The organism is Enterococcus sp. DIV0755f, assembly GCF_051713725.1.
GTDB lineage: Bacteria > Bacillota > Bacilli > Lactobacillales > Enterococcaceae > Enterococcus_D > Enterococcus_D casseliflavus.
Window position 1 is genome coordinate 1372607 of the sequence record NZ_JBIOQL010000001.1, and the last position, 12247, is coordinate 1384853.

At 43.9% G+C, this 12247-nt stretch carries 13 protein-coding genes; all 13 read left to right on the forward strand.

The window, feature by feature from the left end; translation table 11 throughout:
- Window positions 1–292 precede the first annotated feature (292 nt).
- The 13 genes from IGI73_RS06150 to pstB (IGI73_RS06210) all read left to right on the forward strand — a co-directional run bounded on the left by IGI73_RS06150 (window position 293) and on the right by pstB (IGI73_RS06210) (window position 12240).
- Complete coding sequence (locus IGI73_RS06150; RefSeq protein WP_005235351.1) at window positions 293–1144, forward strand: bifunctional methylenetetrahydrofolate dehydrogenase/methenyltetrahydrofolate cyclohydrolase; 852 nt, start codon at window positions 293–295, stop codon at window positions 1142–1144.
- Entirely contained in the window at window positions 1145–2497 is a 1353-nt protein-coding gene (gene xseA / locus IGI73_RS06155; RefSeq protein ID WP_428206349.1) for an exodeoxyribonuclease VII large subunit, read from the forward strand.
- Window positions 2478–2699 carry an exodeoxyribonuclease VII small subunit gene (locus tag IGI73_RS06160; RefSeq protein ID WP_005225774.1) on the forward strand — a complete coding sequence of 74 codons (222 nt, stop codon included), beginning with the start codon at window positions 2478–2480 and terminating at the stop codon, window positions 2697–2699. The genes xseA and IGI73_RS06160 overlap by 20 nt, the downstream gene beginning before the upstream one ends.
- Window positions 2696–3592 carry a polyprenyl synthetase family protein gene (locus IGI73_RS06165; RefSeq protein WP_081116532.1) on the forward strand — a complete coding sequence of 299 codons (897 nt, stop codon included), beginning with the start codon at window positions 2696–2698 and terminating at the stop codon, window positions 3590–3592. Before IGI73_RS06160 ends, IGI73_RS06165 begins: the two co-directional genes overlap by 4 nt.
- Window positions 3589–4410, forward strand: a complete 822-nt coding sequence (locus IGI73_RS06170) for a TlyA family RNA methyltransferase (protein ID WP_005225776.1) — start codon at window positions 3589–3591, stop codon at window positions 4408–4410. Before IGI73_RS06165 ends, IGI73_RS06170 begins: the two co-directional genes overlap by 4 nt.
- A 97-nt stretch (window positions 4411–4507) precedes the next feature.
- Window positions 4508–4957, forward strand: coding sequence for an arginine repressor (gene argR, locus IGI73_RS06175; protein WP_005225777.1), 450 nt, complete (start codon window positions 4508–4510; stop codon window positions 4955–4957).
- A 15-nt stretch (window positions 4958–4972) separates the two neighbouring features.
- Window positions 4973–6646: a DNA repair protein RecN gene (gene recN, locus IGI73_RS06180; RefSeq protein ID WP_016610293.1), complete on the forward strand. Its 1674-nt coding sequence runs from the start codon at window positions 4973–4975 to the stop codon at window positions 6644–6646.
- Between the two features lie 95 nt (window positions 6647–6741).
- Complete coding sequence (locus IGI73_RS06185) at window positions 6742–7473, forward strand: alpha/beta hydrolase (RefSeq protein ID WP_205905082.1); 732 nt, start codon at window positions 6742–6744, stop codon at window positions 7471–7473.
- Between the two features lie 400 nt (window positions 7474–7873).
- Window positions 7874–8728: a phosphate ABC transporter substrate-binding protein PstS gene (locus tag IGI73_RS06190; RefSeq protein WP_010748000.1), complete on the forward strand. Its 855-nt coding sequence runs from the start codon at window positions 7874–7876 to the stop codon at window positions 8726–8728.
- A 97-nt stretch (window positions 8729–8825) separates the two neighbouring features.
- Window positions 8826–9746: a phosphate ABC transporter permease subunit PstC gene (gene pstC / locus IGI73_RS06195; protein ID WP_005225781.1), complete on the forward strand. Its 921-nt coding sequence runs from the start codon at window positions 8826–8828 to the stop codon at window positions 9744–9746.
- A complete protein-coding gene (gene pstA / locus IGI73_RS06200) occupies window positions 9746–10630 on the forward strand; it encodes a phosphate ABC transporter permease PstA (protein ID WP_428206348.1) in 885 nt (294 codons plus the stop codon). The genes pstC and pstA overlap by 1 nt, the downstream gene beginning before the upstream one ends.
- Before the next feature lie 13 nt (window positions 10631–10643).
- Window positions 10644–11450: a phosphate ABC transporter ATP-binding protein PstB gene (pstB, locus tag IGI73_RS06205; protein WP_005225783.1), complete on the forward strand. Its 807-nt coding sequence runs from the start codon at window positions 10644–10646 to the stop codon at window positions 11448–11450.
- A gap of 31 nt (window positions 11451–11481) precedes the next feature.
- Window positions 11482–12240, forward strand: a complete 759-nt coding sequence (gene pstB, locus IGI73_RS06210; protein WP_005235379.1) for a phosphate ABC transporter ATP-binding protein PstB — start codon at window positions 11482–11484, stop codon at window positions 12238–12240.
- Window positions 12241–12247 lie beyond the last annotated feature (7 nt).

The window sequence follows — 12247 nt, forward strand, 5'->3', positions numbered from 1 at the left end:
TTTCAGCCCTAACACGATCGATCAAAAGAGATCAGCTTTTTTTCGATCGAGTCAGAAACCGAACGATTTATGAGCAACCGCCTTGTTTTGACGGTCCTGCTTGATCGTTCGGTTTTTTTGCACGCACTTTGTCGGTTTACCCTCGTTTTTTCCGAAAAAAGGGAGCCTTAGACGGTGTTTTTCCTTTCAGAAAATGCTATGATAGAAAACATGAAGAAGCATATCGACAAACGATTGGTGCGTTTCTTTTTACAAAATAAGTCCGTATAATCAGGTTGGAGGAGTTGTCAGAATGGGTACATTAATCAATGGAAAAGAATTGGCTGAAAAAATGCAAGCAGCGTTTCTTTCAGAGACAGCAACACTAAAAGAGCAGGGTGTGACACCGGGATTAGTTGTTTTGCTTGTTGGAGAAGACAAAGCAAGTCAGACTTATGTGAAAAATAAAGAACTAGCTGCGGCGAAAATCGGCATCAATTCCCGTGTTGCCCGCTACCCTGAATCCATTACTGAGGCAGAATTATTAGCAGAAATCGAACAGTTCAATAACGATGATGCCTTTCATGGAATTTTGGTTCAACTTCCTTTGCCAAAACATATCAATGAAGAAAAAGTACTGTTAGCCATCAAACCAGAAAAAGATGTCGACGGCTTTCATCCAATCAATTTAGGAAAATTATTCGCAGGTGTACCTGACCGAATTCCTTGTACCCCTTATGGCATTATGAAAATGTTTGCTGCGTATGGGATCGAATTGGAAGGGAAAAATGCCTTAGTGATCGGTCGCAGCAACATTGTCGGAAAACCAATGGCGCACTTGCTCTTGGGGGCAAATGCCACCGTGACTATTGCTCATTCAAAAACCAAAAATCTGCCCGAGTTGGCAAAACAAGCGGACATTTTAGTCGTGGCGATCGGCCGCGGTCATTTTGTCACAAAAGACTTCGTAAAAGAAGGGGCTGTGGTGATTGATGTTGGGATGAATCGTGATGCCAACGGCAAGTTGATCGGCGATGTGAAATTTGATGAAGTCGAACCGATCGCTAGCTATATCACACCGGTACCTAGAGGTGTAGGTCCAATGACGATCACGATGTTGATGGCCCAAACGATCGAGGCAGCAAAGGAGACAATGAAAAACTAAATGGCGCAAGAATATTTAACGGTAACCGCATTAACAAAATATATCAAGCGTAAGTTTGACGTCGATCCGTATCTAGAGCGGGTTTATTTGACGGGGGAGATCTCCAATTTTCGTCGTCGCCCCAATCACCAATACTTTAGTTTGAAGGATGATGGTGCAAAAATTTCGACCGTCATGTTCAAAGGCGCTTTTGACAAGTTGCGCTTTCAACCAGAAGAGGGCATGAAAGTCATGGCGGTTGGGCGTATCACTCTGTATGAGGCAAGCGGAAATTACCAGATGGTGATCGATCATATGGAACCAGACGGTGTCGGCGCTCTTTATCAAGCCTATGAACAATTAAAGCAGAAATTGGCAGTAGAAGGTTTATTTTCTGCACCGAAGCAGTCCTTGCCGAAATACCCGAAACGCATCGCAGTTTTGACCAGTCCTAGTGGGGCGGTGATCAGAGATATCATCACGACGACACAGCGGCGTTACCCCATTGCTCAGATCGTTTTGTATCCAACCGTGGTACAAGGCAATAAAGCTGCGGATGATGTGGTGAAAAATATCCAACGAGTCGAAGCCGATGGGACCTTTGATACTATGATCATCGGACGTGGGGGTGGATCGATCGAGGACCTCTGGCCTTTCAATGAAGAACGAGTGGCAAGAGCCATTTTTGATGCAAAAACCCCCATTATTTCTTCAGTGGGGCATGAAACCGATACGACGATTGCCGATTTAGTGGCGGATGTACGGGCGGCAACTCCGACCGCCGCTGCCGAATTAGCGGTGCCAGTGCTGTCGGAGGAGATTTTGCGGATCGAAGAAAGACAATCCCGATTAGAGCAAGCATTTATGCACCAGATCCAGTACAAACAAGAACGCTATCAGCGAGTGATTGGATCGTATGTTTTTCGACAACCAGAGCGCTTGTATGAGGCACAGTCGATCAAACTCGATCAGTTGCAGCAGCGGATGCAGCAAGGCTTGCAAACCTTGCTTTATGACAAGGATCGCCAGGCACAGCAATTGATTTCACGGTTGGCCCAGCAACAACCAAAAGCGCGATTACAAGCCAGCAATCAAGAGGTCAGCTATCTTTCTCAACGCTTAACGAAAGCCATGAAAGATATTTATGCGGCAAAAGAAAATCAATTTGCAAATGCAGTCCAATCCCTTGATTTGTTAAGCCCACTAAAAATCATGGGACGTGGCTACAGCTATACCACGAAAAATGAGCAGGTGATCAAATCGATTGATGCGATCGAGCCAGAAGATCAGCTGACGATCCATTACCAAGATGGCCAAGCGCTTGTCGAAGTTATTAGTACAGAAGGAGTTAATCATGGCAAATCCAACATTTGAAGAATCATTACAAGAATTAGAACAAATCGTAACCCGTTTGGAACAAGGTGATGTTCCATTGGAAGAAGCGTTAGATGCTTTTCAAAAAGGCATGGTTTTGAGCAAGCAATGCAAGGACACCTTGAGTAAAGCGGAAAAATCCTTAACAAAAATGATGACTGAATCCAATGAAGAAGTCCCCTTTGAAGAGGAAAGCCAATGAGTGCTTTGAAGGAATTTACGAAAGAACACGCCCCATTGATCGAAGAAGTTATGGAACGTTTTGTCAAAGAACACACTTCTGATCAACGACTATTTGAAAGCATGCAGTATTCGATCCAAGCTGGCGGCAAACGCATTCGCCCGCTTTTATTGGCAGCAACAGTCGCCGCTTTTCACAAACCCATCAATACCGCGGTGTACCAGTGTGCAGCAGCCCTAGAAATGGTGCATACGTATTCGCTGATCCATGATGATCTGCCAGCAATGGACAACGATGATCTGCGTCGAGGCAAACCCACCAACCATAAGGTTTTTGGTGAAGCTTTAGCGATTTTAGCTGGAGATGGTCTTTTGACGGCTGCGTTTCAATTAGTCGCTATGGCGGAAATCGAAGCCAATCAAAAAGTCTTGCTGCTGCAGCAGTTGAGTAAAGCAGCGGGCACGCAAGGGATGGTTGCCGGCCAAGCAGCTGATATTCAAGGGGAGAACCAAGCGCTTCGTCTTGAGGAGCTGATGTCAATCCATGAACGAAAGACTGGAGAATTGATCCGCTTTGCGGTGATTGCTGGTGGTGTCTTAGCCGACCAGACGGAAGAGGTTCTGCATGAATTGGATCGCTTTGCCCAGCATATTGGGTTAGCCTTTCAAATTCGCGACGATCTGTTAGATGCCACTAGTACAACCGAAGAGCTAGGCAAAGTTGTCCGCCGAGATGACGAGTTGGCGAAAAGTACCTATCCTGCTTTACTTGGCTTAGCAGGCGCGCAGCAAGCCTTGACTGAAGAATTGGGCAAAGCCAAAGAAATTCTGGCACAATTAAGCCAATACGGTCAATTTACGCAGGATGTTTTATTGGCATTTGTGGAACGATTTGAGATTCGAGGGAACGCATGAAGAAAGAACGAGTAGATGTTTTAGCTGTCCAGCAAGGCCTCTTTGAGACCCGCGAGCAAGCCAAACGAGGAGTGATGGCTGGATTGGTGTACAAAGAAAAAAACAATGAGCGCTTAGATAAGCCTGGAGAAAAAATTGCCGCAGATACACTGCTGCAGATCAAAGGGAAGAAGCTGCCTTATGTTTCTCGTGGTGGTCTCAAGTTAGAAAAAGCACTCAAAGTTTTTGATTTTGACGTAACCGATAAAATCATGTTAGATATCGGCGCTTCCACCGGTGGCTTTACTGATGCGGCGTTGCAAAATGGCGCCAAAAAAAGCTATGCACTGGATGTCGGTTACAATCAGTTAGCATGGAAGCTGCGGCAAGATGAGCGAGTGATTGTAATGGAACGGGTCAACTTCCGTTATGCAAAACCAACAGACTTCCTGGATGGTCTTCCTGAAGCCGCTACGATCGATGTTTCTTTTATTTCACTTAAACTGATCTTACCTCCCCTTTACGATATTTTGGTAGCGGATGGCGAAGTGATGGCGCTGATCAAACCACAATTTGAAGCGGGCAAAGAAGCGGTCGGAAAAAATGGGATCGTTCGTGACCCCAAAACCCATGAACGAGTGTTGGAGGAAGTACTGGCATTCGCTAAGAAAACAAAATTCGATGTATTAAACCTAAGTTTTTCACCAATCACTGGTGGCGAAGGGAATATCGAGTTTATCGTACATTTAAAGAAAAGCCTGCAAGAAGGCACCGCAGCAGGGATCGACATCCCGAAAGTTGTTGCATCAGCACATGAGACCTTTCATCAACCAAAATAAAGAATGGAAGAGAGTGGACATTTTACTTGTCGGCTCTCTTTCTTTCTTGCGCAAAATAGGATAAAATTAGTAGGAATTCATTCAGGAGGAACAAGAGATGAGAAAAAAAGAACGGCATCGCTTGATTACACGATTGTTAAGTGAACAAGATATTCAGAAACAAGAAGATTTTGTTGAGTTGTTAAAAGATCGCGGCGTCTCAGTCACACAAGCAACCATATCAAGGGATATCAAGGAATTGAAGTTAGTGAAAGTTCCTTCCCAAAAAGGCGGCTATCGCTATAGTATTCCACAAGAGACAACGGAAGACGTGAGTGGTAAACTAGATAAAATCCTAAAAACGGCGTTTGTTTCTGTCGATCGAATGGACAAATTTGTGATCCTGCGCACACTGCCTGGCAATGCTTCGGCTTTGGCGAATTTGATTGATAAGCGTTATGCCAAAGAGTTATTTGGCACGCTAAACGATGATGACAACGTCTTGATGATCACTAGAACAGAAGCAGATACCGAGAACCTATTCAAGGATTTCCAACGTTACGTATAAAAGAGGAGGCAAGGGATGCTTTTAGAATTGTCGATCCAAAATTTTGCGATTATCTCCAACTTGCACCTGTCTTTTCATGAGGGGATGACGGCTCTAACAGGTGAAACAGGTGCTGGGAAATCAATCATTATCGATGCGATGGGGTTACTAGCAGGTGGCAGAGGATCCAGTGACTATTTGCGTCAAGGCGCAGAAAAATGCCGTTTGGAAGGGATTTTTGAATGGCCGAATCAGCAGGAGTTCAAAGAGCTGACCGCAGATCTGGGTATTGATGAAGAGGAAGTTCTGATCGTACAACGGGATATCTCTCAATCGGGTAAAACTATTTGTCGTGTAAATGGTCGAACTGTTACCTTGTCGGTTTTGCGCCAAATCGGCTTGTTTTTAGTTGATATCCAAGGACAAAATGAGCATCAAGAGCTGCTGCAGCCAGAAAAACATTTGGCGTTGATGGATGGTTTTGGAGATGATGCCTTTAAAGCGGAACTTGCAAGTTACCGTCAAGCCTATCAAGCCTATCGCTCCTTAGAAAAACATGTGCGGACCATTCAAGAAAATGAACAGCTCTATGTGCAGCGAATGGACATGCTGCGTTTTCAACAAGAAGAGATCGCCCAAGCGGAATTGATGGAAAATGAAGAAGAGCAGCTGATCGATGAACGAGAAAAACTGACCAATTATCAAAAAATCGTGGATGCTCTAGGGCAAAGCTATGGCGCTCTATCCGCCGAAGAAGTTAATAGCCTAGATGGAGTCAGTGTGGCATTATCAGAGATCCAGTCGATCGCCCATCTTGATCCTGCGTATGAAAAAATCAGTGAAGCGATCCAAAGTGCGTATTACTTGTTGCAAGATGCAGCCACTGATATTTCGCGGCAAGTCGACAACCTTGAATTAGATGAAGGCCGACTGGAAGAAGTCATTTCACGGCTGGAAACGATTCGTCAATTGAAGCGCAAATACGGGGAGTCAATTCCTGTGATTCTTGCTTATTATGACGAGATCAGCAAAGAAATCAGCGAATCAGCCTATACGGAAGGTCAGTTGGAGCAATTAGAAGAAGAGCTTGCCCAAAAAGCTGAAGCAGTTTGGCAGCTGGCGGAAGCCTTGCACGTCAAACGACGTGAATTGGCTCATCGTTTAGAAAAAGAAATCGTTCAAGAGTTAAAAGAGCTGTATATGGAGCACGCGCAATTTGAAGTACGGTTTGCATCTGGCTCAAAACAATTAAGCAGCAGCGGCTTTGATACCGTGGAGTTTTATTTGACCACCAACCCCGGTGAAGGCATGAAACCGTTAGTGCGAGTTGCTTCTGGAGGAGAGCTTTCCCGGATCTTATTAGCGCTTAAATCGATTTTCTCCCGCAAGCAAGGAATCACTAGTATTGTCTTTGATGAGGTGGATACTGGGGTCAGTGGCCGAGTAGCTCAGGCGATCGCCGAAAAAATCGCCAAGATCGCTGCGAATTCGCAAGTCTTGTGTATCACCCACTTGCCGCAAGTAGCGGCTGTGGCGGACAATCAATATTTTATTGAAAAAGCAATTCAAGAAGGTCGGACAGAAACCCATGTCCGTAAATTATCAGAAGAAGAACGAGTGGCTGAGATCGCCCGTATGCTCTCAGGTGCAGAAATCACCGATTTAACAATCGAACATGCACGAGAACTATTGGCGCTGGCTCACCGATAAAAATTGGAAACACTTATAGAAAGATTCAGGAGATGATGGACCCGCAAGTTTCGTCTGCCATCCTTTCCTGATCTTCTTTTTTGCAGGAGGACATGATGAGAAAAAGAACAAAAGTTTTGATCGGTGTATTGATCACCGTTGTTATTTTAACTATTGCCGGTTGGGTCGGTTGGCAACAACTGCATTACCCAGCAGTGGATGCTGCAGTTACAGCTGCGAAAGAGGCAGATGATGAGGGAAATGTCCTCTATTTTGCTGGAGATGAAGAAAAGCCTTTGGTTATTTTCTATCCTGGTGCGCTTGTCGATGCCGAAAGCTATAGTGTATGGGCAGCAGGTTTAGCGGAAAAAGGCTATCCTGTAGCGATCGTTAAAATGCCCTTTAACATGGCTGTTTTAGCAGGCAATCGTGCAGAAGAGGTCTTGAAAGAAATTCCCCATAGCTCCTATGTCATTGGCGGTCATTCATTGGGTGGCGTCATGGCAAGCCGTTTTGCAGCGAATCAGTTGGCTGAAAACGACAACGAGTTAAAAGGCGTCTTTTTCTTTGCTAGTTACCCAGATGAAAAAGGATCCTTAGCTGATCAATCGATTGCTGTGTTGTCACTCTCAGGCAGTCAAGACCAAGTAGTGAATCAAGAAAATTGGCAGGCTGCCCGCAGCCTCCTTCCAGAAACTACGACGTTCCAAACGATCGAAGGCGGCAATCATGCTGGCTTTGGTACCTATGGGTTACAAAAAGGAGAAGCAGCAGCGGATCTACCAAATGAAGCACAGCAAGAAGCCATCATTGAGCAGATGGCGGCATGGTTAAGTGAATTAGAATAAAAAAAGACGGCAGAAGATGCATAGGAATGCTTCTTTCTGCCGTTTCGATTCAACAGACATTTTGGGGAAATGTTGATGAAATCGTGAAAACGCTGAACATAACAACATATTGTACTTGATTGGGGAAGCAAGATTAATAATTATGTTCTTTTTAAAATACGTTTCCTCTCACAGTATAGCACAGCATACCTTCTGGATGCACGTAATTTAATTAAGAAATCTTGTCATTTTATTTACAAAATAGTTATTTTGTAAAAGAAAAAAAGCGTTTTAAATAAAGGATCAGACTCAGCTTAAGAAAAAAAAGCAAATAATAATTTTCATTGATTTCAACTAATGGTAAAATGAAAATAATTGATTTTTACAATCAATGACTTTCGAAAGTACAAGGAGCGTTATGATGAAAAAATTAAAACTTCTAAGTCCTATCATCGGATTGGTTATTTTACTCTCAGGATGTGCAAGCTGGGCAGATCGAGGAGAATCGATCACAGCAGTCGGGTCTTCTGCCTTGCAGCCACTCGTAGAAACCGTTGCGGAAGAATTTCAAAACTCAAATCCTGGGCGATTTATCAATGTCCAAGGAGGCGGGAGCGGCACTGGGTTAAGTCAAGTCCAAGCAGGTGCAGTCGATATTGGGAATTCTGATTTGTTTGCAGAAGAAAAGCCAGGGATCGATGCGGATGCACTCGTTGACCACCGAGTGGCAACGGTGGGTATCACACCGATCGTCAACAAAGGCGTCGGGATCACGGATATTTCGACAGAGGACTTAAAAAATATCTTCTTAGGAAATATTACAAATTGGCGTGAAGTTGGCGGAAATGATCTGCCCATCGTTTTGTTGAATCGGGCGACTGGAAGCGGCACGAGAAGTACGTTTGAAAAATGGATCATGGATGGCGAAACAGCGATTCCTTCCCAAGAGCAAGATTCTAGTGGGATGGTCCGTTCGATCGTTTCAGATACACCAGGCGCCATCAGTTATGTTGCATTTTCTTATGTGACAGATGAAGTCAACGTCCTTTCGATCGATGGGGTTCAACCAACGATTGAAAATGTAACGACCAATGATTGGAAAGTTTGGGCTTACGAGCATATGTATACAAAAGGAGAACCAACGGGATTGACCGCTGAATTTCTCGAATATATGCTTTCTGATGAAGTACAAGAGCATATCGTCGGGGATCTGGGTTATATTCCAATATCCATCATGCAGGTGGAAAGAGATTGGGAAGGCAACATCGTCGAGTAATCTTTACACAAAATTTACACAAGCTTTAACAGAAATTGATGTTGAACCGATAAACTAATGGTTATGAGTTTAGTTTGATTTTTGAGGAGGAACCCTCGTGGAAAATGTAAAAGAAGTGTTAACAAAAAAATCCAAGCGCGCAAGAATGGAACAAAGAGGAAAGCTGGTTAGCTTTCTATGTATTGCGTTGATTGTATTGGTTGTGATCTCCATTTTTTATTTCGTTGCTAGCCGTGGATTAGCGACATTCTTTGTAGACAAAGTCAATGTTTTCGACTTTTTGTTTGGTACGCAATGGAATCCAAGTGCTGTTGGTCCTGATGGCCAACCATTAGTAGGTGCTTTACCGATGATCCTTGGTTCGTTCTTCGTAACCTTCCTATCAGCGATCGTCGCAACACCATTTGCGATCGGTGCAGCAGTCTTTATGGTGGAGATCTCCCCTCGTAACGGAGAGAAGATTTTGCAGCCTGTCATCGAACTATTAGTCGGTATTCCTTCTGTAGTTTATGGTTTTATCGGTTTGTCTGTCATTGTACCAGCAGTCCGTTCTGTTTTTGGCGGTACAGGGTTTGGGATCTTGGCGGGGACCTTTGTCCTATTTATCATGATTTTGCCGACAGTGACTACGATGACTGTCGATGCGTTACGGGCAGTCCCTCGGCACTACCGTGAGGCATCCTTAGCTTTAGGTGCAACACGCTGGCAAACGATCTATAAAGTTGTTTTACGAGCAGCTGTCCCTGGGATTTTAACGGCAGTTGTTTTCGGAATGGCTCGCGCATTTGGGGAAGCATTGGCGATCCAAATGGTTATCGGTAATGCGGCATTGATGCCGACGAGCTTAGTGACACCTGCATCAACATTGACATCGATCTTAACCATGGGTATTGGGAATACGATCATGGGAACAGTCCAAAACAACGTTCTATGGTCATTAGCATTGATTCTCTTATTGATGTCCTTACTATTTAACATTGTCATTCGCTTTATTGGGAAGAAAGGAGCATTGAAATAATGAATGCAAAACGTTCAGATAAAATTGCTACCGGCGTCTTGTATGCTGTTGCTGGAGTCATTGTTTTGATTTTGACTTCCTTACTATTGTACATTTTGGTACGTGGTATTCCCCATATCAATTGGGAGTTTCTGACTTCTTCTTCAAAAGCGTATCAAGAAGGTGGCGGGATCGGCATCCAATTGTTCAATTCCCTATACTTGCTTTTAGTGACAATGATCATTAGTTTTCCGATTTCTTTAGGAGCGGGGATCTACTTATCAGAATATGCGAAGAAAAACTGGTTGACGGATATCATTCGGACATCGATCGAAATCTTGAGTTCACTGCCTTCTGTGGTTGTCGGTCTTTTTGGTTTCTTGGTCTTTGTTATCCAGTTTGGTTATGGCTTTTCGATCATTTCAGGTGCCTTGGCATTGACTTTCTTCAATTTGCCACTATTGACTAGAAATGTGGAAGAATCTCTACAAGCGATTCATTATACGCAGCGTGAAGCGGGCTTGTCTTTAGGCTTATCCCGTTGGGAAACTGTCACACGCATCATTGTTCCAGAAGCAACACCAGGGATTTTGACTGGGGTCATTCTAAGTTCTGGTCGGATTTTTGGTGAAGCGGCAGCGCTGATCTACACTGCAGGACAAAGTGCACCGGCCCTTGATTTTACAAACTGGAATCCATTGAGTGTTTCCAGCCCGATCGGTCTTTTCCGACAAGCGGAGACGCTGGCAGTCCATATTTGGAAAATCAATACAGAAGGTACGATGCCTGATGGCGCTCAAGTTTCAGCCGGGGCTTCCGCGGTATTGATCATTGCCGTCTTGCTATTTAACTTTGGCGCCCGTGCAGCTGGCAAACGGTTGTACAAGAAAATGACGTCAGCATAAGGAGAATGACAGTATGAACGATTACAATTGGGACGATCGAAATATCATTACCTTCGATAAACCAGAAGATGTGGCGCTTTATACCACTGACTTGCATGTATGGTATGGATCAAATGAAGCCATCAAAGGCATTGATCTACAATTTGAAAAAAATAAAATCACCGCATTGATCGGACCTTCCGGTTGCGGTAAATCAACGTATCTGCGTTCTTTGAATCGAATGAATGATGGGATCGCAAACACGAGAGTTACAGGAAACATCATGTATAAAGGAGTCGACGTCAATACAAAAGAAGTCGATGTCTTCGAAATGCGCAAGCGTATCGGCATGGTTTTCCAACGACCAAACCCTTTCAGTAAATCGATCTATGACAACATCGCCTTTGCTTTGCGACGTCATGGAGAAAGAAACAAAAAGAAATTGGATGAAGCAGTCGAAACCAGCTTGAAACAAGCCGCACTTTGGGATCAAGTAAAGGACAGCTTAGACAAAAGTGCTTTGGCATTGTCCGGTGGACAGCAGCAACGTCTGTGTATCGCTCGAGCAATTGCGATGAAACCAGATATCTTACTTTTAGATGAACCAGCTAGTGCCCTTGATCCAATCTCAACAGGGACAGTGGAAGAAACTCTTATCAACTTGAAAAACGACTATTCAATCATCATCGTGACCCATAATATGCAGCAAGCTGCTCGGATCAGCGATTATACTGCCTTTTTCTACTTAGGAAATGCGATCGAGTACGATGAGACCCGTAAGATATTTACTCGTCCAAAAATTAAAGCAACAGAAGATTACGTATCCGGTCATTTTGGCTGAGCCGATTCGATCAGTAAACGGAGGCAAAACAATGGCAGAAGAAATTATTACATCGAAAGATCTGCATTTATACTACGGAAAAAAAGAAGCATTAAAAGGAATCGACCTTTCCATCAAAAAAGGCGAGATCACTGCAATGATCGGACCTTCAGGTTGTGGGAAATCGACCTACTTGCGTTCTCTTAATCGAATGAATGATTTGATCCCTGGTGTGACAATTACAGGAAGTGTTGTCTATAAAGGGAAAGACATTTATAGTCCAAAGCAAGACATCGTTGATTTGCGCAAAGAAATCGGGATGGTTTTTCAACAACCGAATCCTTTTCCCTTTTCAATTTACGAAAATGTGATTTATGGGTTAAAATTAAAAGGAGTCACGGACAAGGCGATTCTTGATAAGACGGTAGAAGAAAGCCTGAAAGCAGCTTCTGTCTGGGAAGATGTCAAAGACAAACTTCACCAAAGTGCGCTTTCTTTATCAGGTGGACAACAGCAGCGGGTTTGTATCGCTCGGGTATTGGCTGTCGATCCAGAAATCATTTTGCTGGATGAACCAACCAGTGCGTTAGACCCCATTTCATCAGGGAAAATCGAGAATACCCTTCTAGCACTGAAAGAACGCTACACCATGATCATCGTGACTCACAACATGTCACAAGCTTCAAGAATCTCAGATAAAACCGCGTTCTTTTTGGACGGCAACTTGATCGAGTTCAATGACACGAAAAAAGTGTTCCTAAGTCCAAGCAAAAAAGAAACAGAAGATTATATCTCAGGAAGATTTGGTTAGGAGGAAA

What these genes read in the sequence shown, in the direction of transcription:
- pstB (WP_005225783.1), top strand. Translation starts at nt 10,644, where the DNA reads ATGAACGATTACAATTGGGACGATCGAAATATCATTACCTTCGATAAA.
- argR (WP_005225777.1), top strand. Translation starts at nt 4,508, where the DNA reads ATGAGAAAAAAAGAACGGCATCGCTTGATTACACGATTGTTAAGTGAA.
- xseA (WP_428206349.1), top strand. Translation starts at nt 1,145, where the DNA reads ATGGCGCAAGAATATTTAACGGTAACCGCATTAACAAAATATATCAAG.
- pstA (WP_428206348.1), top strand. Translation starts at nt 9,746, where the DNA reads ATGAATGCAAAACGTTCAGATAAAATTGCTACCGGCGTCTTGTATGCT.
- IGI73_RS06185 (WP_205905082.1), top strand. Translation starts at nt 6,742, where the DNA reads ATGAGAAAAAGAACAAAAGTTTTGATCGGTGTATTGATCACCGTTGTT.
- recN (WP_016610293.1), top strand. Translation starts at nt 4,973, where the DNA reads ATGCTTTTAGAATTGTCGATCCAAAATTTTGCGATTATCTCCAACTTG.
- IGI73_RS06170 (WP_005225776.1), top strand. Translation starts at nt 3,589, where the DNA reads ATGAAGAAAGAACGAGTAGATGTTTTAGCTGTCCAGCAAGGCCTCTTT.
- IGI73_RS06165 (WP_081116532.1), top strand. Translation starts at nt 2,696, where the DNA reads ATGAGTGCTTTGAAGGAATTTACGAAAGAACACGCCCCATTGATCGAA.
- IGI73_RS06150 (WP_005235351.1), top strand. Translation starts at nt 293, where the DNA reads ATGGGTACATTAATCAATGGAAAAGAATTGGCTGAAAAAATGCAAGCA.
- pstB (WP_005235379.1), top strand. Translation starts at nt 11,482, where the DNA reads ATGGCAGAAGAAATTATTACATCGAAAGATCTGCATTTATACTACGGA.
- IGI73_RS06190 (WP_010748000.1), top strand. Translation starts at nt 7,874, where the DNA reads ATGAAAAAATTAAAACTTCTAAGTCCTATCATCGGATTGGTTATTTTA.
- IGI73_RS06160 (WP_005225774.1), top strand. Translation starts at nt 2,478, where the DNA reads ATGGCAAATCCAACATTTGAAGAATCATTACAAGAATTAGAACAAATC.